The 21,131-nt window shown below is 73.5% G+C and carries 15 protein-coding genes and 2 pseudogenes; 6 read left to right on the top strand and 11 right to left on the bottom strand.

Annotated elements, in window-relative coordinates:
• Positions 1-85: 85 nt before the first annotated feature.
• The 6 genes and pseudogenes from J1792_RS10970 to J1792_RS10945 all read right to left on the bottom strand — a co-directional run bounded on the left by J1792_RS10970 (position 86) and on the right by J1792_RS10945 (position 8,558).
• On the bottom strand, positions 86-1,087 hold the full coding sequence (locus tag J1792_RS10970) for a slipin family protein (protein WP_086574075.1): 1,002 nt from the start codon (positions 1,085-1,087) through the stop codon (positions 86-88).
• Between the two features lie 224 nt (positions 1,088-1,311).
• On the bottom strand, positions 1,312-2,223 hold the full coding sequence (locus J1792_RS10965) for a S1 family peptidase (RefSeq protein ID WP_207247172.1): 912 nt from the start codon (positions 2,221-2,223) through the stop codon (positions 1,312-1,314).
• Positions 2,224-2,563: 340 nt separating this feature from the next.
• A complete protein-coding gene (locus tag J1792_RS10960) occupies positions 2,564-3,892 on the bottom strand; it encodes an NtaA/DmoA family FMN-dependent monooxygenase (RefSeq protein WP_207247171.1) in 1,329 nt (442 codons plus the stop codon).
• Positions 3,889-4,925: pseudogene (locus J1792_RS10955) on the bottom strand (LLM class flavin-dependent oxidoreductase). The gene J1792_RS10960 and the pseudogene J1792_RS10955 overlap by 4 nt, the downstream one beginning before the upstream one ends.
• A 98-nt stretch (positions 4,926-5,023) precedes the next feature.
• A pseudogene (locus tag J1792_RS10950) lies at positions 5,024-6,897 on the bottom strand (FAD/NAD(P)-binding protein).
• A 401-nt stretch (positions 6,898-7,298) separates the two neighbouring features.
• Positions 7,299-8,558, bottom strand: a complete 1,260-nt coding sequence (locus J1792_RS10945; RefSeq protein ID WP_207247170.1) for a DUF5685 family protein — start codon at positions 8,556-8,558, stop codon at positions 7,299-7,301.
• A 275-nt stretch (positions 8,559-8,833) separates the two neighbouring features.
• Here J1792_RS10945 and J1792_RS10940 point away from each other — a divergent pair, with 275 nt between their 5' ends.
• Entirely contained in the window at positions 8,834-9,271 is a 438-nt protein-coding gene (locus J1792_RS10940; RefSeq protein ID WP_086569072.1) for a cell division protein SepF, read from the top strand.
• Positions 9,272-9,352: 81 nt separating this feature from the next.
• Here the strand turns inward: J1792_RS10940 and J1792_RS10935 are convergent, their stop codons facing one another.
• Both J1792_RS10935 and J1792_RS10930 read right to left on the bottom strand, forming a co-directional pair.
• Positions 9,353-10,537 carry an acyl-CoA dehydrogenase family protein gene (locus tag J1792_RS10935; RefSeq protein ID WP_207247169.1) on the bottom strand — a complete coding sequence of 395 codons (1,185 nt, stop codon included), beginning with the start codon at positions 10,535-10,537 and terminating at the stop codon, positions 9,353-9,355.
• A gap of 81 nt (positions 10,538-10,618) precedes the next feature.
• A complete protein-coding gene (locus J1792_RS10930) occupies positions 10,619-12,199 on the bottom strand; it encodes an MFS transporter (protein WP_086569076.1) in 1,581 nt (526 codons plus the stop codon).
• 168 nt (positions 12,200-12,367) lie between these two features.
• Between J1792_RS10930 and J1792_RS10925 the strand changes: the two genes are divergently transcribed.
• Positions 12,368-13,558: a glycosyltransferase family 39 protein gene (locus J1792_RS10925; protein WP_207247168.1), complete on the top strand. Its 1,191-nt coding sequence runs from the start codon at positions 12,368-12,370 to the stop codon at positions 13,556-13,558.
• A 260-nt stretch (positions 13,559-13,818) separates the two neighbouring features.
• Complete coding sequence (locus J1792_RS10920; RefSeq protein ID WP_179198927.1) at positions 13,819-14,853, top strand: phosphatase PAP2 family protein; 1,035 nt, start codon at positions 13,819-13,821, stop codon at positions 14,851-14,853.
• Between the two features lie 83 nt (positions 14,854-14,936).
• Here J1792_RS10920 and J1792_RS10915 read toward each other — a convergent pair whose 3' ends face one another.
• Entirely contained in the window at positions 14,937-15,152 is a 216-nt protein-coding gene (locus tag J1792_RS10915) for a proteinase inhibitor I78 (protein WP_086570761.1), read from the bottom strand.
• A gap of 492 nt (positions 15,153-15,644) precedes the next feature.
• On the opposite strand from J1792_RS10915, the gene ctaD reads away from it, so the two are divergent.
• On the top strand, positions 15,645-17,324 hold the full coding sequence (gene ctaD, locus J1792_RS10910) for an aa3-type cytochrome oxidase subunit I (RefSeq protein ID WP_086570762.1): 1,680 nt from the start codon (positions 15,645-15,647) through the stop codon (positions 17,322-17,324).
• Between the two features lie 18 nt (positions 17,325-17,342).
• Here the strand turns inward: ctaD and J1792_RS10905 are convergent, their stop codons facing one another.
• Together J1792_RS10905 and J1792_RS10900 are read right to left on the bottom strand one after the other, a co-directional pair.
• Positions 17,343-18,329 carry a hypothetical protein gene (locus J1792_RS10905; protein WP_242645877.1) on the bottom strand — a complete coding sequence of 329 codons (987 nt, stop codon included), beginning with the start codon at positions 18,327-18,329 and terminating at the stop codon, positions 17,343-17,345.
• Entirely contained in the window at positions 18,326-19,576 is a 1,251-nt protein-coding gene (locus J1792_RS10900) for a glycosyltransferase family 4 protein (protein WP_086570764.1), read from the bottom strand. The genes J1792_RS10905 and J1792_RS10900 overlap by 4 nt, the downstream gene beginning before the upstream one ends.
• Before the next feature lie 251 nt (positions 19,577-19,827).
• Between J1792_RS10900 and J1792_RS10895 the strand changes: the two genes are divergently transcribed.
• Together J1792_RS10895 and J1792_RS10890 are read left to right on the top strand one after the other, a co-directional pair.
• On the top strand, positions 19,828-20,604 hold the full coding sequence (locus J1792_RS10895) for a DUF8842 C-terminal domain-containing protein (protein WP_086570766.1): 777 nt from the start codon (positions 19,828-19,830) through the stop codon (positions 20,602-20,604).
• Positions 20,605-20,624: 20 nt separating this feature from the next.
• Positions 20,625-21,080 carry a hypothetical protein gene (locus tag J1792_RS10890; RefSeq protein ID WP_307842955.1) on the top strand — a complete coding sequence of 152 codons (456 nt, stop codon included), beginning with the start codon at positions 20,625-20,627 and terminating at the stop codon, positions 21,078-21,080.
• Positions 21,081-21,131: the final 51 nt, after the last annotated feature.

Raw genomic sequence — 21,131 nt, 5'->3', positions numbered from 1 at the left:
CCCCCGTGGCATGCCGTACGCCGACGCCCGTCGTGGTCACGGGAGTCGTGGGACGGAAGCTTCGCTCAGGGCGGCGTTACGGTTCCTATTCGGGCCCGAACGGCGGCTCGGGCTCCCACCTGGCCGACGACCCCGGCTCGTCGCGCGCGGCCCGCGGCTCCGCCTCGCCCTCGCGTTCGGCCGGCAGCCCGGGCTCCCGTTCGGGGGCGGGGCTCAGGCCCGGGACGGTCCCCGAGGTCACCTCGGGGGCGGCCTCGACGGCGGCGTCGGGAGCGGGGGCGGACTCCGGTGCGGGCGCGGACTCCGGTGCGGCGGTGGGAGCCGGGGCGGCGCCCGCCCGCTCCAGGAACCTCAGCAGCTCCACCGGGAAGGGCAGCACCAGCGTCGAGTTCTTCTCGGCGGCGACGGCCACGATGGTCTGCAGCAGCCGCAGTTGCAGGGCCGACGGCTGGGTGGACATCGTCTGCGCCGCCTCGGCGAGCTTCTTCGACGCCAGCAGCTCCGCGTCCGCGTTGATCACCCGCGCCCGGCGCTCCCGCTCCGCCTCCGCCTGCCGCGACATCGACCGCTTCATGGTCTCCGGCAGGGAGACGTCCTTGATCTCCACCCGGTCGATGTGCACGCCCCAGCCCACCGCGGGGCTGTCGAGCATCAGCTCCAGCCCCTGGTTGAGCTTCTCGCGGTTGGACAGCAGATCGTCCAGGTCGCTCTTGCCGATGATGGACCGCAGCGAGGTCTGGGCCATCTGGGAGACCGCGAAGCGGTAGTCCTCGACCATGATGACGGCCTCGGCCGGGTCCACGACCTTGAAGTAGACGACGGCGTCCACCCGGACGGTGACGTTGTCCCGGGTGATGCCCTCCTGGGCGGGCACCGGCATGGTGACGATCTGCATGTTCACCTTCCGCAGCCGGTCCACCACCGGAACGATCAGCGTGAACCCCGGCTGGCGGATCTCGGACCGCAGCCGCCCCAGGCGGAGCACCACTCCGCGCTCGTACTGCCGGACCACCCGGGCCGCGGCGCCCAGATACACCACGCCCGCCGAGAGGGTGGCGAATGCCACCACCACGAGGTCTTCGACCATCACGGACCCCCTGCCGCCGTGCACGTCAGGTGTTACGTCCACGGTATGCCCGCGTCGCGGCGCGGTCGAGCACAGCGGCGCCCCGATCCGCGGGGGGCGTGGCGGAGCCCCCGGCCCTGGAGGGGCCGGGGGCTCCTGTGCTGCTGGCCGCAGGCTGGGGAAGGGCGGAACGCTCGCGGTCAGACGTCTGCGGTGCCCCGGCGGGGGGGCGGTCACGGGGAGGATCAGAAGATGCTCACTCCGTAGGCGCTGAGGGCCTTGGTGACCGGCTGGAAGAAGGTGGTGCCGCCCGAGCGGCAGTTGCCGCTGCCGCCGGAGGTGAGGCCCAGGGCGGTGGACCCGGCGAAGAGGGCGCCGCCGCTGTCGCCCGGCTCGGCGCACACATTGGTCTTGATCAGGCCGCGGACGACCTGGCCGCTGCCGTAGTTGACGGTGGCGTTCAGCCCGGTGACCTTGCCGCCGTGCACCCCGGTGGTGGAGCCGCTGCGCTGGACGCTCTGGCCCACGGAGGCGTTGCCCGCGCCGGTGATGCGCTGGGAGCGCCCGTTGTGGAGATCGACCTCGCTCGGGTGGGGGAGCGAGCCGTTGGTGTACTGCACGATGCCGTAGTCGTTGCCCGGGAAGCTGGTCCCCGTCGTGGGGCCGATGCTCGTGGTGTGGCCGGAGTCGGCGTAGTACTGCGGCTTGCCCTCGGTGCAGTGGCCGGCGGTCACGAAGTAGTAGGTGCCGCCCTTGCGGACGTTGAAGCCGGCCGAGCAGCGCCAGCTCGGCGCGTAGACCGCGTCGCCGCCCGCGATGAGCTTCTTGAAGGCGCCGGGCACGGTCTCGACGCGTATCGCCTCGGCGTCGGGTCCCGCCTGCGCTCTGATCCTGGCGATGTCCGCCGGGGAGACGGTCGAGTCGGCGGTGACCACGAGCGTGCGGGTGGCGGGGTCGACGACCCAGGCGGTGCCCGCGACGTCCGCCGACTCCACGGCGGCGCTCGCGGAGGACAGCCGCGCCGCCGGGAATCCGGCGGGCTCCGCACGGGCGTCGGTGGCGGCGAGGGCGGAGGCGGCGACGAGTACGGACGCCGCGGCGACGGTCCTGGCTCGCCCTGCGGTACGGCTCTGGGGGGTGGTGCGCCTGATCCTCACGTTGTTCCTCCCGAGTGGGGTCGGGGGCCGGGGCGTGCACGGGCCCGTGAGGCGCGGTCAAAAGACACACCGGATTCCGTTTTCGCCGTGCCCCTGACAAGCGCTGCTCGGGAGTATTCGGGCGGAAGGGAGCACAGCGCAAGAGCATCTTTCGGACGCGCCCCCGGCGCACGACAAGGAGCCCCGACGGCTCTCCCGGCCGCCGGGACCGCACTCCGCGGGCTCCCGCCGCACCCCTTCGACGCCTCGGCCCGCGAGGGGGTTCCCCTCCCCCGCCGGCCCCGGGCTCCTCGGACCACCGCCCGGGGACGGCCGGAATGCGACCGTCGGGCGCGCGGTCTCATGCCGTCCGGCCTTTCGCCACGGGCCGGGCCAGCCCGAGGTGATCGCGGAGGGTGGGGCCCGTGTACTCCGTCCGGAACACCCCGCGCTCCTGGAGCAGGGGGACGACGCGGTCGACGAACTCGTCGAGCCCGCCGGGGGTCAGCTGCGGGACGAGGATGAAGCCGTCGGTGGCCTCCTCGGCCACGAAGCGCGCCATCTCGTCGGCGACCTGGCGCGGGGTGCCGACGAAGGACTGCCGGCCGGTCGTCTCGATCACCGTCTGCCGGATGGAGAGCCCCTTGGCCTCCGACAGCGCCCGCCACCGGGCGGCGACGGCCAGCCGGTCGTGGTGGCGGACCCGGCCGTGGGAGACCTCCGCACCGGGATCGGGGTCGATACGGGGCAGCGGCCCGTCGGGATCGTAGGAGGACAGGTCGCGGCCCCAGACCTGTTCCAGGATCAGCAGGGCGGTCTGCGGGGAGACCTGCCGCCGGCGGATCCCGGCGGCCCTCTCCTGGGCCTCGGCGGCGGTGTCGCCGAGCACGTGGGTGACCCCGGGCATGATCTTCAGGTCGGTGGGGGCGCGGCCGTACGCCGCGAGCCTGCGCTTGACGTCGGCGTAGAACGCGCGGCCCTCCTCGAGGGTGCCGTGCCGGCTGAAGACGACGTCGGCGGCAGCGGCGGCGAACTCCCGGCCCTCGCCGGAGTCCCCGGCCTGGATGACGACGGGGTGGCCCTGCGGCGGGCGCGGGACGTCGAACTCCCCGGACACCGAGAAGTGCCGCCCGTGGTGGGCGAAGGGGCGGGGGGTGCCCTCCGGGGTCCAGGAGTCCCACAGCTCGCGTGCGGTGGCGACGAACTCGGCGGCGCGGGTGTAGCGCTCGGCGTGCTCGAGGTATCCGCCGCGGCGGAAGTTCTCTCCGGTGAAGGCGTCGGAGGAGGTGACGACGTTCCAGGCCGCGCGCCCGCCGCTGAGGTGGTCGAGGGAAGCGAGGCGGCGGGCGAGTTCGTAGGGCTCGTTGAAGGTGGCGCTGACGGTCGCGGCCAGCCCGAGCCGCTCGGTGACGGCGGCCAGGGCGGCGAGCACGGTCAGCGACTCGGGGCGGCCGACCACGTCGAGGTCGTGGACGCGGCCCTTGTGCTCGCGCAGCCGCAGCCCCTCGGCGAGGAAGAAGAAGTCGAACAGGCCGCGTTCGGCGACGCGGGCGAGGTGGGTGAAGGAGGCGAAGTCGATCTGGCTGCCGGAGCGGGGGTCGTCCCAGACGGTGGTGTTGTTGACGCCGGGGAAGTGCGCGGCGAGGTGCATCGGACGGCGGTTCGGCCTCCGCCGCTGACGGAGCGTCATGCCGTCTCCTTCACACGGGCGTAGCGGTTGGCGGGGCGGGGCAGGCACAGGTGCTCGCGCAGGGTGCCGCCCGGGTAGAAGGCGCGTAACAGGCCGCGGTGCTGGAGTACGGGCACGGTGCCGTCGACGAGTAGGGCCAGGTCCCGGTCGAGGTCGCGGGGCCGGAAGTGGAAGCCGTCGGCCACGCCGTCGGCGTACCAGTCGCCGACGAGGTCGGCGAGGGCGACGGCGTCGGCCGCCGCGTACAGCGCGACGGGCAGGGAGGCCAGCACGACGATCCGGCCGGCGCCGGCCACGTCGCGGCCGTGGTCGCGGGCGCGCCGGCGCAGGTCGTCGCGGACGGCCCGGACCTTGCGGGCGTCGCCGGCGTGCTCGGCGCGCACGAAGACCACGTCGGCGTGGCGGGCGGCGGTCTCCCGGGAGGGCTCGGCGGTGGCCTCGACGGCGATGACGGGGCGGCCCTGCGGGGGCCGGGGGACGATGGAGGGCCCGCGGACGCTGAAGCCGGGGCCCTGGAAGTCGACGTGGTGCAGCTTGTCGCGGTCGATGAAGCGCCCGGTGGCCGCGTCCCGGATCTCGGCGTCGTCCTCCCAGCTGTCCCAGAGCCGGGCGACGACGTCGGCGACCGCCTCCGCCTCGCGCCACGCCGCCGACGCGGTGGGCGCCGGGCGGCGGCCGAAGTGCCGGGCCTCGGCCTCGCCGGTGGAGACCGCCACGTTCCAGCCGGCGCGGCCCCGGCTCACCCAGTCCAGGGTGGAGAGGGCGGAGGAGACGTGGAAGGGCTCGGTGTGGGTGGTGGTGACGGTCGGCACCAGGCCGATGCGCTCGGTGGCGGGCGCGACCCGGGCCAGGGCGGCGACGGCGTCCGGGCGGCCGGCGCCGCGCCGGGGCGGGGCGAAGGAGTCGCCGAGGGTGACGAAGTCCAGCCGGCCGCGCTCGGCGAGCCGGGCGGCCCGTACGTAGGGCCCGGCGTCGTGGGCGCCGGGCCGGTCGAGGCGACGGCGAGGTGGAGGGGGCGGGTGGGTTCGGGCATGAGGGGTCCCTTGAGAGAGCCGTGGGTGAACGGGGTGGGCGGTCGTTCCGGCCGGTCCGGGGCGCGCGGGCGGACGGGCCCGCGGGCGCCGTCCGGCCTCAGCCCGTGCGGTCGCGCAGGAAGGTGAGCGCGGCGCGCGCGGTGGCGTCGTTCTGGCGGAACGCGGGCGCGTTGCCGCGCGGCCGCGCGAACGCCGCCGACGCCCGGGCGTCGGTGTGCGGCCCGAGCGCGAACCGGCGGCGGTGGGGCCGCCCGTCGCGTCCCAGCAGCCGCCCGTCCTCGGGACGCACGGTGAGCAACCCCCCGGCGGTGACACCGGCTTCGCCGGCCAGTCCCCGCAGCAGCGGATCCCGGGACCGGGCCACCGAGGGCTCGGGCAGCCGGGCCTCGACCAGCGCGCGGGCCTCGACGGCACGGCCGGGCACGCTCGGGCTGTGCGCCCGGAACACTCCGCGCACCGGATCGGCCTCGACGGCCGTGTCCGCGCCGAGGAAGCGCACCAGCCCGGCCCGGGAGAGGGCGAGCAGCTGCCGCAGCCGGGGGCCGGGCGGGCCGGAGGCCAGATAGCTGAAGAAGCCGTGCCGGCGGGGACCGGTGTCGCCGAGCGCCGCCAGCTGTCCGTAGGCGGACAGCAGCGCGTGGAAGACGGCGAGGTCGGGGCTGTGACAGGGGTTGTGACGCCGTGCCAGGTCGGCCTCGATGTGCGCGCGCAGGGCGGCCTGCAGGGAGTCGCCGTCGGGGAGGCGCAGCCCGGCGAGCGGGGTGTCCAGGGCGGCGAGGTCGAGGCGGTCGGCCGGGTCGGGCACGGACGCGGCGACGAGCGTGTCGAGTGCGGCGCTGCCGGGCTCGCAGGCGGCGTACTTCTCCTCGAAGTCGGCCCAGCCGACGCTCACGCGCCCCGGGTGGGCGGTGAACAGACGGTGGTAGTGGGCGAAGCCCAGCTCCTTCTCGACGAGCGGCCACAGATCGCGCCGGGCGTCGGGCGGGCCGGGGCGGCGGCGCAGCTCCTCGATCCGCGCCGGGCCGAGAAAGCGGGGCAGCGGGGGCCGTTCGCCGTGCCAGGCGTAGCCGGGTTTGGCGCGGTAGGGCACGCCGCGCCGGGAGCCGACGTGCAGGACGGGCTCGCGGCCGGAGGCGTGGTAGGTGAGGGTTCCGGCGTCGTCGGCGGTGTAGTGCCCGCCGCGGCCCTCGGTCAGCAGGACCATCAGGTCGATGAAGGCGAGGCCGAGGCCGCGGACGAGCACCGGCTCGCCGGGGCGCAGGCCGCCGAGGTCGGCGTCGGCGGTGAACCGGGGCGGCAGATAGGTCAGTCGGTGGTCGGCGGCGAAGGCGGCGAGGGCCTGTTCTTCGGGGGCGGGCTCGGCGTCGAGGTGGCCGAGCGCGAGGACGACGAGGTCGGCGTGAAGGGGTTCGGTACGTCCTTCCAGCCACAGGCGTTGCCTGCCGTCGGGCGGTCCGGCGAGCCGCACGGCGCGCCGGCGGTGCTCGTGGACGGTGATCCCCCGTGGCAGGGCAGCGACCGCGCGCTCGTACACCCAGGTGAGGTAGGCGCTCTGCAGCCGTCGTCCGGCGAAGCTCCGGGGCGTCAGGCGGCGGGCCTCGGCGGCGGTTCCGGGATCGAGCGGGATCGTTTCCTCACCGTCGCGGACGCGGGCCGCCCATTCCGCGAGCGAGGGCCCGTGGCGCACCGGACCGGCCATCTCGACGCTGTCGTCGGTGTACATCGTGACGTCCTCGGCCAGGGAGTTCATCCACAGCAGCGGCGACTGGTCGCGCCGCCAGATCCGGCCCCCGCCGGGCGGGTGGGGATCCACGAGGTGCACATCGAGGCGGCCGGTCCCCAGGAGCGCGGGCGCGTTGGCGGCGAGGCGCTCGAGGAGACCGGTGCCCCGGGGCCCGCGCCGACGATGGCGAGGGAGGGCACGGGGGCGGAGGCGGGTTCGTCCGAGGACGGACGGGGGTGTGCGGGCATGCGAAGGCTCCGTGGATGCGGGATCGAACACGGGATGAGCTGCCTTCACAGGGCGACCGCGCCCCTCAGCACGGCCGGACGTCGAGGCTATGCCGGTGCCACGGTCCGCTGTCAAGCCTGTCCGGAACGCCGTCCACACTATGGACCGTGCGCCTGGGGGCAGTTGACGGAGAAACGGATGCCTGCTCCACTTGGCCCATGCGACGACGGCAGCGGCTGGTCACCCGCGACCACATCGACTTCGGTCGGGTGTGGTCCGCCTCCTGTACGCGCTGACCCCGCCCTCCCCGGCCACGGCCGGAGGTGCCCCGGCCGCGCCCCGGGCGCCCGGCCCCGCTGCCTTCACCGGCGCGATCGTCAGGCCGCGCCCTCCCCTCGCTCCGCCCAGCCGGTTCGTCTCCTCAGCAGTCGCAACCGCATCCGTCGCATCCGCAATCACAGCCGCCACCATCGCCACCGCAGCAGTTGCAACAGTCGCAGCAGCTGTCGCAGTTGCTACAGCCATCGCAGCCGTCACAGTTGTCACAGCACTTGGCGCACCAGCCCTCGCGCGGCTCCCCGGACCACGGATCCGGGTAGGGATCCCTGCAGCAGATCTGGCCGGTGCAGAACATCCCCGTCCACACCGCGCACCCCGCGATCAGCCCGCGCCGGCGCCGCGGCGGCCGGGGCGGACCGGGCGGCGGCGGCATCGGCGGTGCGCCGTAGGGGGCGTAGGAGCCCTCGGGTGCGGGCGGGTGGTCGCCGTGGTGCTCATGGCCTGCGCCCGTCGCGCACCCGCCGCCCGCGAACGCCCGGTCGACGGAACGTTCCAGCTCGTGCGCCAGCAGGATGTGCGCGAGCCTGCCCTGCGCCTTGCTCGCGAACTCCACGTCGCGCAGCGCCAGGCGCACGCCGTGCACCGCGTCGTCGCACAGCCGCCGCACCTCGTCGAGCGGGGTGCCGGTGGCGGCGATGGGGTTCCAGGCGCCGGCCCGGGCGTCCTCGTCCAGGTCCTCGACGGCGTCCAGCAGATGGGCGAGCCGGCCGAAGAGCCGGCCCGCCTCCTCGAGCGGTTCGCGGTTGTCCGGCCGTCCCGCCAGAACGGCGGTGTGGGCGAAGGCGGCGGCGGTGGCCGTCTCGGTGGGCTCGGTCACCTCCAGCAGCGGGGTGCCGGCCGTGGCCAGCGCCTCGAGCCCGGCCTGCCGTTCGACGGCGTCGACCAGGACCGCCGTATCGAAGCCGAGTTCCGATCCCGTACGGGCGCCCGCACGGTCCCACACCGCGGCGACGCGGCGGGCGGCCGCCGCGACCGGACGGCGCGCCAACATCCCGTCGCCGTCGGCGACATGGTCGCGCATCTTCGCGGACGCCAGGACGAGCGAGACCGACGCGGCCAACCGCGCGCCCTCGCCCTGCGCCACGGGCGCGGAGCGCATCCCGCGCAACGGGCAGGGCCCCGCCGTGCGCCGCCAGGAGGCGGCGCCCTCCGGGCCGTCGGGGTGCGCGGACTGCGCCTCCACCAGCACGGATATGACCAGACCGTCGTAGTTGGTGGCTATTCGAGCAAGCTGCCCGTGATCGCCCTTCAGTGCCAGGCAGAGGCCGCAGAGATGGGCCATCCACTCCGTTCGCATGCTCTCGGACAGCCGGTGACGGCATGGCCTGATGATCCCGAACAAAACGTGCCCCCGTGTGTGGTGTCGATGTGCCCGGGCATCCTATTCACCGGGGACAATCGTGCTCGGCCGGAACCCGCCCCGTCCGCTGCATGCCGCATATGCCCAGGTCCAACGCCTGCGGTCCACTCATAGGAGTTTCTGACGCACCGCCACCCGCTTTGCACCAGATGCGTCACGAAATCCCCGCATGGCCGCCATCCACTTGGCACATCATCCGCATCATGGACGACCATAGAGGAGCGGGCGGAACACACCGCGTGTGAGAGGAGGCGTCCATGGGATCGGTGCGCAAGGCGAGTGCCTGGCTTGGCCTCGTCGACGACAGCGATGACGAGCGCTACTACGACGACGACTACGCCGAGGGGCCCGAGCCCGGCGACTCCTGGGTGACCAACCCCAAGGTCCGGGTGGCCGACGAGGTCGCGCAGGAGCAGGGCACCCGCATCGCCACGGTCACCCCGGACGGCTTCCGGGACGCCCGGGGCATCGGCGAGCTGTTCCGCGAGGGCGTCCCGGTGATCGTCAACCTCACCGGCATGGAACCCAGCGACGCCAAGCGGGTGGTGGACTTCGCCGCCGGCCTGACCTTCGGGCTGCGCGGTTCGATCGAGCGGGTGGCCAACCGCGTCTTCCTGCTCACCCCCGCCGACTACAAGGTCGTCAGCGGCGAGCCCATGGGCCGCGTGAACGGCGGCTTCTTCAACCAGAGCTGAGCCGCCGACGCCCCCGGCCGGGGCCCGGGGGAACGTCCCCCGGGTACGTACGGCGCGTGGGGCGAAGTGCTGGGCCGGCCCTCACCGGAACGCGTCGACGCCGGTCAGCGCCTTGCCCAGCACCAACTGGTGCATCTCGACCGTGCCCTCGTAGGTCAGCACCGATTCCAGGTTCGTCGCGTGGCGCATGACGGGGTACTCGAGGGAGATACCGTTCGCGCCCAGGATCGTCCGGGCGGTACGGCAGATCTCGATCGCCTCCCGCACGTTGTTCAGCTTCCCGAAGCTCACCTGCTCCGGCCGCAGCCGCCCCGCGTCCATCCGCCGCCCCAGATGATGGGCCAGCAGGATCCCCTTGTGCAGCTCCACCGCCATGTCGGCCAGCTTGGCCTGGGTGAGCTGGAAGCCGGCGATCGGCCTGCCGAACTGCTCCCGGCTCCGCGCGTACGCGAGCGCCGTCTCGAAGCAGGTGCGCGCCGCGCCCATCGCGCCCCACACGATCCCGTAGCGGGCGTGGCTCAGACAGCTCAGCGGCCCGCGCAGCCCGGTGACCTCCGGCAGCACGGCGTCGGCGGGCAGCCGGACCTCGTCCAGCACCAGCTCGCTGGTGACCGAGGCGCGCAGCGACCACTTGTGCCGGATCTCCGGAGCGGAGAAGCCGGGCCGGTCGGTGGGGACGACGAACCCCCTGATGCCCTCGTCGGTCCGCGCCCAGACGATCGCGACCCCGGCGACGGAACCATTGGTGATCCACATCTTGCGCCCGGTCAGCACCCAGTCGCCGCCGGCGTCGCGCCTGGCGTAGGTGCGCATGCCCGCCGGATCCGAGCCGTGGTCGGGTTCGGTGAGGCCGAAGCAGCCGATGATCTCCCCGGCGGCCATGCCCGGCAGCCACTGCCGCTTCTGCTCCTCGGAGCCGAAGCGGTGGATGGCGTACATCGCGAGGGAGCCCTGCACGGACACCAGCGAGCGGATGCCGGAGTCGGCGGCCTCCACCTCCAGGCAGGCCAGCCCGTACTGCACGGCGCTGGCGCCCGCGCAGCCGTAGCCGGTCAGCTGCATGCCCAGGGCCCCCAGCGAACCGAGCTCGCGGGCGAGCTCGCGGATGCCGGGGATCTCGCCACGCTCGTACCAGTCGGCGACGTGCGGCAGGACGCGGTCGGCGGCCCAGGCGCGGACGGTGCCGCGGATCGCCCGGTCCTCGTCGGTGAGCAGGTCGTCGATGCCGAGCGGATCATGCGGGTCGAACACGTCAGCCTCCGGCACGGTGCGGTGATCATCGGTTACCGCAGACGCTACGGCCGGGTAACCCCGCTCGTCCAGACCCGGCCGGCCGCCGGCCGCCCGTCAGTCCGTGGGCCGTCCGCAGTCCATCACGCGCGGCAGGCGCAGCGCGGCCAGCGCCCCGAGGAACAGCAGCCCCGCGCTCACCGCCAGGGTGACGTGCAGGCCGTGCACGAACGCGTCGCGCGCGGCGGCGCGCAGCGCCGCACCCGGGGCGCCGCCCAGCCGGTCGGCGACGGCGTAGGCCTCGCCCAGCGAGTGCCGCGCCGAGGCGCCCGCCGCGCTGGGGACGCCGGGGACGGCTTCCACGCCCGGCGCGTACGCGGCGTTCATCACGCTGCCGAGCAGCGCGATGCCGATGCCGGCGCCCAGTTGGTAGGAGGTCTCGCCGATCGCGGCGGCGCCGCCCGCGCTCCTGGCCGGGGCCTCGTTCAGCATCGACTCGTACGCCCCGAAGAGGGTGGTCTCCAGGCCGAAGCCCAGCACCACGAAGCCCACGACCAGGACGGCGGGCTGGTCCTGGCGGCCCATCACCGTCAGCGAGAGCACCGCCATCGCCGTCAGCACGAATCCCGTCACGACCATCGTGCGCGGCCCGAAGCGCTGCAGGATCCGGGAGCCCGCCAGCCCAGCCGCCATCGCGGCGAGCGTGAGCGGCAGCAGCCGCAGGCCGGTCTCGAGCGGGGTGAGGCCGAGGACGAGCTGCAGGTACTGCGCGGCCACGAGCTCCAGGCCGACCAGCGCCAGCATGGCCAGCACGATGCAGCCCACCGATGTACCGAAGGCCGGCCGCGCGAACATCGCGAGGTCGACCAGCGGGTGGCGGCGGCGCCGCTGGCGGCGGACGAAGAGGACGAGCAGCGCGATGCCGAGCGCCGCCGGGACGATCGTGCCCAGCGAGAGCGGGTCGGCGCCGCCGATCCGCTTGACCCCGAAGACCGCGCCGAACAGGCCGAACGCGGCCATCAGCGCGCCCAGCACGTCCCAGGGGCCGTCGCGGTCGCCGGTCGACTCGGGCAGCAGCCACCGCCCGACCGGGAGGCTGACCGCCATCAGCGGAATGTTGATGAGGAAGACCGAACCCCACCAGAAGTGCTCCAGCAGGAAGCCGCCGAGCAGCGGTCCGACCGCGGCGCCGACCGCGGCCACCGCGCTCCACACGCCGATGGCCACGGCCCGCTCCCGCCGGTCGGGAAAGACCTGCCGCAGGATGGACAGCGTCGCCGGCATGATCATCGCGCCGCCGGCGCCGAGCAGCGCACGGGCGGCGATGAGGACCTCCGGCGCGGTCGCGAGCGCCGCGAGCGCGGAGGCGACCCCGAAGAGCGCGTAGCCGAGCAGCAGCACCCGGCGGCGGCCGACGCGGTCGCCGAGGGTGCCGAAGAGGATGAGGAGGGCCGCGCAGACCAGGGGGTAGACGTCGACGATCCACAGCAGCTGGATGGCGCTCGGCCGCAGGTCCTCGGTGAGGGCCGGCACCGCGACGTGCAGGACGGTGGCGTCGACGGCGACGAGCAGCAGGCTGACGCACAGGACGACGAGCACGGTCCACCGGCTCACCCCGGGAGCGCCGTGGTCCTCCGCGCGGCGCGGCCGGGGAACGCCGACCGGCCGACGGGGCCCGGCCGTGGTCGTCCCGGACATCCACACACCTCCGTGTCATGCGCTCGCGGCCGCTCGGTGGCCTTGGGGGAAATGGGCCCCGGCGGTGTCGAGGGGCGAGTGAGTCGACAGAGTACGCGAGTCCCGGCGGAACCCACGTGGCAGCTCTCACACGACGTCGCACGTCGCCGGTGCTGGGACAATCGACGGATGACCTCTCTCGCCACCCCCTCCGGCACGGCCTCCGGTGCGGCCTCCGGCGCGGCCGCCCCGCCCCGGGGCCGGGCCCTGCGCCTGGCCGCCCCCGCCCTGCTGCTGTACGCGGCGGTGCGGGCGCTGGGCGTCGTGGCGCTGGCCCTGTGGGGCCTGGCGGACGGCAAAGGTCCGCATCAGTTGCTGTCGGCGCGCTGGGATTCCCTCTGGTACGCCCGGATCGCCGAGGACGGCTACGGCTACACCCTTCATCTGGCGGGCGGCAAGGTCCACTCCGACCTGGCGTTCTTCCCGCTGCTGCCGTGGCTGGAGCGGGCGCTGTCCGCGCTCGTGCCGCTCTCGGCGAACGACGCGGGCCTGGTGGTCGCGGGCGTGGCCTCGCTGTTCGCCGCCTGGGGGATCTTCGCGGTCGGCGAGCGGCTGTACGGACGGCGGGCCGGCGTCCTGCTCGTCGTGCTGTGGGCGGCGCTGCCGGTCGGCGTGGTGCAGTCGATGGCGTACTCCGAGTCGCTCTTCACGGCGCTGGCGGCGTGGAGCGTGTACGCCGTGCTCAGCGGCCGCTGGGTGTGGGCGGGCGCGTTCGCGGCGCTGGCGGGGCTGACCCGGCCGGTGGGCGCGGCGGTGGTCGCGGCCGTATGGATCACCGCGGCAGCGGCCCTGGTCCGGGCGCGCCGCCTCGGCGGGGAACGGCCGCCCCTCGCCCGGCTGCTGCTCGGCGTGGCGCTGGCGCCGCTGGGCTGGCTGGCGTACTTCGTCTGGGTCGGTGTGCGCACCGGCAGCCCGACGGGCTATCTGGACGTCCAGGGCGGCTGGGGCAACGGCTTCGACGGCGGGCTGGCGTTCGGCTCCTTCATCACCGGGCGCCTGGCGTCCCCGGCGTTCGCCGCCGGGCTGGGCCTGCTGATCGGCGTCGCCCTGGTGCTGCGGCTGTACTGGGCCGGGGTGCGGCAGGGGCAGCCGCTGCCGCTGCTGGTCTACGCGGGCACGGTGCTGCTGCTGGCGCTGACGGCGAAGGGGTACTTCGGCTCCAAGCCGCGGCTGATGATGCCGGCCTTCCCCCTGCTGCTGCCCCTGGCGGTGGCCCTGGCCCGACTACGCACGGTACGCGCGGCGGCGATCGTCTCCGCCGTGGTCCTCGCCTCGGCCGTCTACGGGGCGTTCTGGCTGCACGGCTCCGGCCCGCCATGATCGTAATTCGGCGGGGCCCGGCGGCCGGCGGGAAACACGGCGGAGCCGCCCGGCAAATCACCGATAAACTCCGCCGTACATAAAAGAATTAAACAGCCGGGCAATGACCCGAGGCGCAGCTGACGCACCTTTATCCGTTTCTTATTCCGCGGTTTCAAACCTGCGGGGCGCCACGATTGAGACGCATTCCACATCACATCGTCATCACAAAGCGCCTCGATCGGCCGAAGCTTCCCGTCACGCAATGTAACGTCGATTGAGTGCGTACCAACGACGAGCTCGTCCCAGCGGAGGAGCGCCCGACCGATCCCGTGCGACCACGGATGACCCGGACCCGTCTGGGGATCTTCGTGGCGACCTCCGTGGTCTATGTGGCGATCGTGGTCGGCGTGCTCACCACGTCCTGGCCGGTGCGGTTCGACTGGCAGGTCATGCTCTTCCGGCCGTACAAGCAGTGGCCGGAGATCCACACCTTCCTGGACTACTTCGTGGTCCTGGGCCAGCGCGGCCCGACCGCCGTGGCGGTCGCCGCGTGGCTGGGCTGGTGCACGCACAAGCAGAAGACCCTGCGCCCGCTGCTGGTGCTGGGCACGTCGTTGCTGCTGCTCAACGCGACCGTGGGCGCCGCGAAGATCGGCATGGGCCGGCTCGGCCCGCACTACGCCACCTCGATCGGCTCCAACGAGATGTTCGCCGGCGGCGACATATTCCCCTCGGGCCACACCGCGAACGCGGTGGTGACCTGGGGCGTCCTCGCCTACCTGGCCACCACCTCGCACGCCCGCCGGATCGCCTCGGTGATCGCCGCGCTGCTGGCGCTGGGCGTGGGGATGACGACCGTCTACCTGGGCACGCACTGGATGAGCGATGTGACCCTCGGCTGGACCGCGGGTCTGATGGTGCTGCTGGTCCTGCCCTGGTTCGAGCCGCTGATGGCCCGCGCCGAGGCGGCGCTGCTGGCCCTGTGGCGGCGGCTGCGCGAGCGCCGCGTCACCTTCGTCCCGGCCCCGGTCCCCGCGGGCGTCGTGCTGGGCGCGCCGCGCACCGCCGTCGACGACGAACTGCCCGCGCGCGAGCCCGTGGGCGCCGGCAGCCGCCCGGGCGGCGGGACGCCGCCCCGCGTCGCCGACGGCCGGCCGCACCTGTCCCCCCGGACGCACACCATCCGCTCCGAGCGGACGCCGGTCACCCCGACGGGCAGCCGCCGGCCGCCGCACGCCGACCGCGTGCCCCGCACCGCGCCGCTCGGCCCGGCCACGGGCCGCGGCCGTACGGCGGGCACCGCGGGCGGCTGACCCAGGGCGTCTCCTCAGCGCACACGCCGAAGGCGGCCCCGGACACCGTCCGGGGCCGCCTTCGCGTACGGGCGCCGGCGCCCTCAGCCCTTCCAGCAGCGGCGCACCGTGCCGTCCGCCACCTCGAAGTTCAGCCGGCCGAACACATATTGCAGGGTGATGATCGTGCCGGGCGCCAGCGCCCGTACGTCCGTCCAGCCCCGGGCGCGGGCCCGGTCGGCCGCCGCCTCGGCCTCGAGGCCGACATAGGCGTCGAGGTCGTCGTCCGGCTCTGCGGGGAGATCGGGAAGAGGTGCCATGGCAGCCACCGTAGGCGTCATGGGGCGGGCGCGGAAGCCGGGCCCCCGCATACTTCCGTCCCCGCCCGGTCCGCCACTGGTCACACTTCTGTCACAGTGAACTCATGGGGGTTTACCGCGCCGCGCATCACTCATACGTGCCTTTCCCCGTCCCCGCCGAAGCCTTCGCAATACCCTCGCGGTGAATTCACCGCGCTTTTCCCGTGTTCCGCCGACGGTGCATGGAAACTCCCGGTGAATTCCGCGCCCACCTCGCATGCGGCAGCAGGACGGGAGAATTGACGGCCCCTCCGCTTCCGCCCTCGTACCCGGGCCGGAATATAAAATTCCGGGAACATCGGACCCCGCCCGGCAGGCCGGATTTGACGGCCCGTCGACAGAGGCGCTCTCGCGCGGACGGCCCCGCGGCGAGCATCATGGCGGATGCCCGACTGCCTCCGCGTCGCACCACGGCGGGGCAGCCCGTGCGAGCCGACAGCGAGGGGGCACCGGATGGGGACCGACACCGCGCAGGCCACCACGGAAGGCCCGGCCCGGGCACGACGTCCCGGCCGGATCATCGTGGACTGGCTGACCACCACCGACCACAAGAAGATCGGGCACCTCTACCTGATCACGTCGTTCGGCTTCTTCCTCGTCGCCGGCCTGCTCGCCATGGTGATGCGCGCCGAGCTCGCCCGCCCCGGCCTGCAGCTGCTGACCAACGAGCGGTTCAACGAGGCGTTCACCGCCCATGGCACGATCATGCTGCTGCTGTTCGCCACCCCGGCCTTCGCCGGCTTCGCCAACGCGATCATGCCGCTGCAGATCGGCTCGCCGGACGTGGCGTTCCCCCGGCTGAACATGCTCTCGTACTGGCTCTACCTCTTCGGCGGCCTGATCGTGGTCGCGAGCCTGCTGATGCCCGAGGGCGGCGCGACGTTCGGCTGGACCGGCTACGCCCCGCTCAGCAGCATGGTCCGCTCACCGGGCATCGGCACCGACATGTGGATCATGGGGCTGGCGCTGTCCGGCTTCGGCACGATCCTCGGCGCGGTCAACTTCCTCACCACCGTCATCGGCATGCGCGCACCGGGGATGACGATGTTCCGGATGCCCGTCTTCACCTGGAACGTGCTGTTCACCTCGATCCTGATCCTGCTGGCCTTCCCCGTGCTCGCCGCCGCGCTGCTGTGCCTGGAGGCCGACCGGCGGTTCGGGGCCGTGGTCTTCGAGGCCCAGTGGGGCGGGGCGCTGCTGTGGCAGCACCTGTTCTGGTTCTTCGGCCACCCCGAGGTCTACATCATCGCGCTGCCGTTCTTCGGCATCATCACCGAGATCATCCCGGTGTTCTCCAGGAAGCCGATCTTCGGCTACCTGACGCTGATCGGCGCGACCATGACCATCACGGCGCTGTCGCTGGTGGTCTGGGCCCACCACATGTTCGCGACGGGCGCGGTGCTGCTGCCGTTCTTCTCGTTCCTGTCGTTCCTGATCGCGGTGCCGACGGGGGTGAAGTTCTTCAACTGGATCGGCACGATGTGGAAGGGCTCGCTGTCCTTCGAGACGCCCATGCTGTGGGCGGTGGGCTTCCTGGTGAGCTTCCTCTTCGGCGGGCTCACCGGGGTGATCCTGGCCTCGCCGCCGCTGGACTTCCACGTCACCGACACCTACTTCGTCGTCGCACACTTCCACTACGTGGTCTTCGGGACGGTGGTGTTCGCGACGTTCGCCGGCTTCTACTTCTGGTGGCCGAAGTTCACCGGGAAGCTGCTGGACGAGCGGCTGGGCAAGATGCACTTCTGGACGCTCTTCACGGGCTTCCACACCACGTTCCTCGTCCAGCACTGGCTGGGCGCCGAGGGCATGCCCCGCCGCTACGCCGACTACCTGGCCGCCGACGGCTTCACCGCGCTCAACACCCTGTCCACGATCGGCGCGTTCCTGCTGGGCCTGTCCAACCTGCCGTTCTTCTACAACGTCTGGAAGACCGCCCGGTACGGCAAGCGCGTGGAGGTGGAGGACCCCTGGGGCTTCGGCCGCTCGCTGGAGTGGGCGACCTCCTGCCCGCCGCCCCGCCACAACTTCACCGCCATCCCCCGCATCCGCTCCGAGTCGCCGGCCTTCGACCTGCACCACCCGGAGACGGTGCGGCGGGCCGAGCCGCCGGTGGCGGCCGGGCCCGCCGGCTGATCCCTCAGGAGTGGGCGGCTACCTGCCGCCCACCGGCGGCCGTTCGTCGATCCGGACCGAGAGGTCGTTGTCGACGGTGTAGTACGGCCCCACCTGGGCAGGCGCGTAGGGAGCGGCGACGTCCCGCGCCGGGTAGGTGAAGATCTGCTTCTTGTCGGCGACGTCGTCGAGGAGGCGCGCCACGCGGGCCTCCTCGGCGCCCTCCGGGCCGCCGCGCAGCCACAGGTCCCACATCTCCGGGCCGCCCCGCCACTCCTCGCACAGCACGGCGAAGGGGAGGGTGAAGGAGAAGTCCTGCCCCTCGGCGGTGACCGGCACGGTCCGCACCAGCTCCGCGGCGCGCCGGCAGCGGGCCTCGAGGACCGCGCCGTCGAGCCACGCCCGGGGGTTCTCGACACGGTGGAGGGTGCCCCGTCCGGTTATCCCGGCGGCCTCCACGCGCAGGTCCCCGGCCTCGGCGTGCGGGCCGCGCAGCCAGCTGCGCAGCGAGAGGTTGCCGTGCTTGGTCGCGTACGGGATGCGGACCGCGAGCGGCGAGGTGCTCGGGCCGGGTCTGCGGTCGACCAGGGACCGCAGGTCGGCGATGCCGGGCACCAGCCGCTGGGCGGGGGCCTCGCCGCAGGCGACGTGCACGTCCCAGCGGCCCTCGGGCAGGGCGACCGTGCTGGGCAGCACGGCGCGCAGCCGGCCGTCGCCGTTGGGCGTCAGCGGCAGCCGCACCTCCTCCTCGGGGCTCTCGACGGCGTCGGCGCCCCGGCGGCGCAGCACCAGCGCCGCGGACCAGTGCGCGGCGTCGGCGGCGGAGTGGCCGGGAACGTCGAGGTCGAAGGTGAGTCCGCCCGCGGAGTCCGCGATGCAGTCGGCGCTGGGGTTCCCCGCGCCGAAGGCCAGGGGAGGGGCAGACACGGTGGCGCACTCCTCGGAGGTGGGGATCGGACGGCCCGTCGAGGGGGCCGCTGCGGGCAGGCCGTCGCCGGCGTCGCCGGGCGCGGTGGAAGGGGTCATGCGGCACGCACCCTTCGCAGGGCGGTGCGGCTTCTGTCCTTGGCCTGGAAGGCGCTGCTGAGCAGGGCGCCCCGGGTGCGGTGCAGCGAGCCGCGCAGGTTGCCGCGGCCGGCGAGGTCGGCGAAGAGGCTCTCGTAGCGGCCGGCGACCTCGGCGGGGTCGAAGCGCGCCGAGTTCTCCAGGGCCTTGGCGCCCATCCGCCGGCGCAGTTCGTCGTCGTTGATGAGCCTGAGCAGTCCCGCCGCGATGGCGTCGACCTTGCCGACGGGGACGAGCAGGCCGTCGACGCCGTCGTCGATGATCTCGCCGGGGCCGTGCGGGCAGTCGGTGGAGACCACCGGCAGGCCGCAGCGCATGGCCTCGACGATCGTCATGCCGAACGACTCCAGGCTGGAGGTGACGGCGCCGATGGAGCCCTTGACCCACTCCGGCTCCAGCGGAGTGGCGGGGCCCATGAGGTAGACGTGGTTGTAGAGACCGCGCTTGTCGATCAGGGCGCGCAGCTTGCCGCGCTCGGCGCCGGCGCCGTAGATCCGCAGCCGCCAGTCGGGGCGCTCGGCGACCACCTTCTCGAACGCGCGGATGAGGACGTCGTAGCGCTTGGCGGGCGCGAGCCGGCCGGCGGCGATCACCCACTTGCCGCTGCCGTCGGCGGGGGCGAGCGCCGGGGCGGGGATGCTGTTGGGCACGGCCTCGACGCGTACCCCGGGCAGCCGCATCAGCTTGCGGTAGGTACGGGCGTCGGCCTCGGTGACGGTGGTGACCGCGTCCAGCCGCGGGTAGTGGGTGCGCAGCGTCAGCTTCAGCGGCGACGAGTGGGTGCTGAGCGTCAGGTGCTCCTGGCCCACGCGGGCCGGGCCGCGGCGCGCCTGCTGGGCGATGTGCACGTTGAGGCCGGGCCGGGTTCCGACGATCACGTCGCAGTCCAGGCCCCGCAGGTGCTCCGCGATCTTCCGGTCGGTGAGCGCGCTGTACTGCTTGTAGCGGCCCTCGGCGGCGGGGAAGAACGAGGCCGGCGTGCGGTACTCGAGCTCGTCGCCCTCGTAGCCCGGGCTGTCCTTGCGCAGGTCCACCAGGTGGCGCAGCCGCACCTTGTCGCCGGGGGCGAAGACGGGCTCGTCGCGGTGGCGGAAGACGGAGACGATCTCCACGTCGTGGTGCTCGGCGAGGGTGCCCGCGAGGTTGTACGTGGTACGGATCGTGCCGCCGATCCCGTACGCGTTGTGAATCAGGAATGAGATGTGCATTCGTCCCCATGCAGCCGGTGTGCCGCGGACATTCCCGGTAGCCCGCCTCCACTGAGAGGTTAGACCGTGGCGCGGCCCGCCGGGTTGGCCTAGATCGCCAACTCGTTCCCCAAGCGATGAGGAATCGGTAGCGGATCCGGGAACTTTTCCGGGGCGTGACCCCGGCCCTGGATCGTCCGTTGTCTCCAGAGGAGCCGGACGCAACCCGGCGCCCCCGCACCGAGTACGACACCCAAGTTCGAGGAGCCCCCGTGCCGCGCATGCTCGATGTCAGCGACGAAGTACGCGCCGAGATCGGTGACGAAGAGGCGGAGCGCCTGCTGGGCGGCGACAGCGCCCCGGGTCTTTACGACTGCACGTCCTGCCGCACGCCCGGGAACACCGAGCGGGAGCGCACCAGCACCGTGCTGTTCGTCGGCGACGAGACCGCCGTGCTGGCCTTCGCCCACGCCGCCTGCATCCCCTCCCAGGTCGTCCCCGTCGCGGAGGAGCAGCTGCAGGGCGCCGTGCGGTCCATCACCGGCGAGGGCGGCGGGGCGGAGGCCGAGGTGCCGCTGCAGGCCGAGCTCGGCGTGACCAGCGGCCTGGTGCTGGCCGCCGGGGACGTCCACCCGGCCCTGGTCGTCGAACCGCTCGGCCCGATCGCCCGCCCCGGCACCAGCGGTCCCGTGGACGTCTTCCTGGACCTGCTGCGCGAGCAGGGCTTCTCCTCCGTGACCGACGTCAACGACCTCCCCGGGCAGCTGCCGGGCTGGTCGGTCCTGGTGGCCCTGGGCAAGCTGCACGCGGTCCTCCAGCCGGCCGTCGGCGGCACCCCGGCGCAGGCGTGGTGGCAGGCGCACCGCCCGATGCAGGTCGCCGACGAATGGCGGGCCGCCCTCAACAAGTCCGGCCAGGTGCTCGTCCTCTGCGCCCCGTCCGGCACGATCGGCGCCCAGCCGCGCGAGGACCTGCTGCGCGCCGCCCTGGACCGGGCCGCCGCGGCCGGCCGGCTGGTCGGTGGCACCATGCCGCTGGCGGGCACATGAACGAGGACGGTGTTCGCATCGTGCACTCCACGGACGTCGTCCTGGCGGGCCATTCGCGTCCGGGGCCGCATCCGACGGGCCTCGAGGTCGTTGGCAGGGATGTGTACTCATACGAACCCGCCCGGACCTCGTACCAGAACTACATCCCCGGCATGCGGCCACCCCGCGACGCCTCCTCGGACGGTCACCCCGGCTCGGTCACCCCGATCTACGACGCTCTGTGCTCCGAGTACCGCCGGTCGTTCCGGGCCCTGCCCGGGGACCGTGCGGGAGAGGAGGAGCTGAGGTTCAAGGACTTCGACCCCCGGCCGGGCGGGTACGGCGGCCACACCGGCCAGCTCCCCGCGGGCAACTCCCCCTACCAGGGGTCCTCGGCCTACAACGCCGTCTGGGACTCCTACTACGGCGGCCGGCGCGGCAGCGCGCTGCCCGCCCTGCCGCCCGGCCAGCGCGACGGCCGTACGCGCGGCTTCTAGCCGCGGCTCCCGCCGTAATCGCTTACGACGGAGCCCCGGACCCCGCATGGG

The sequence above is a fragment of the Streptomyces triculaminicus genome (assembly GCF_017349075.1).
Classification (GTDB): domain Bacteria; phylum Actinomycetota; class Actinomycetes; order Streptomycetales; family Streptomycetaceae; genus Streptomyces; species Streptomyces triculaminicus.
This window is presented reverse-complemented; position numbering and strand designations above follow the sequence as displayed.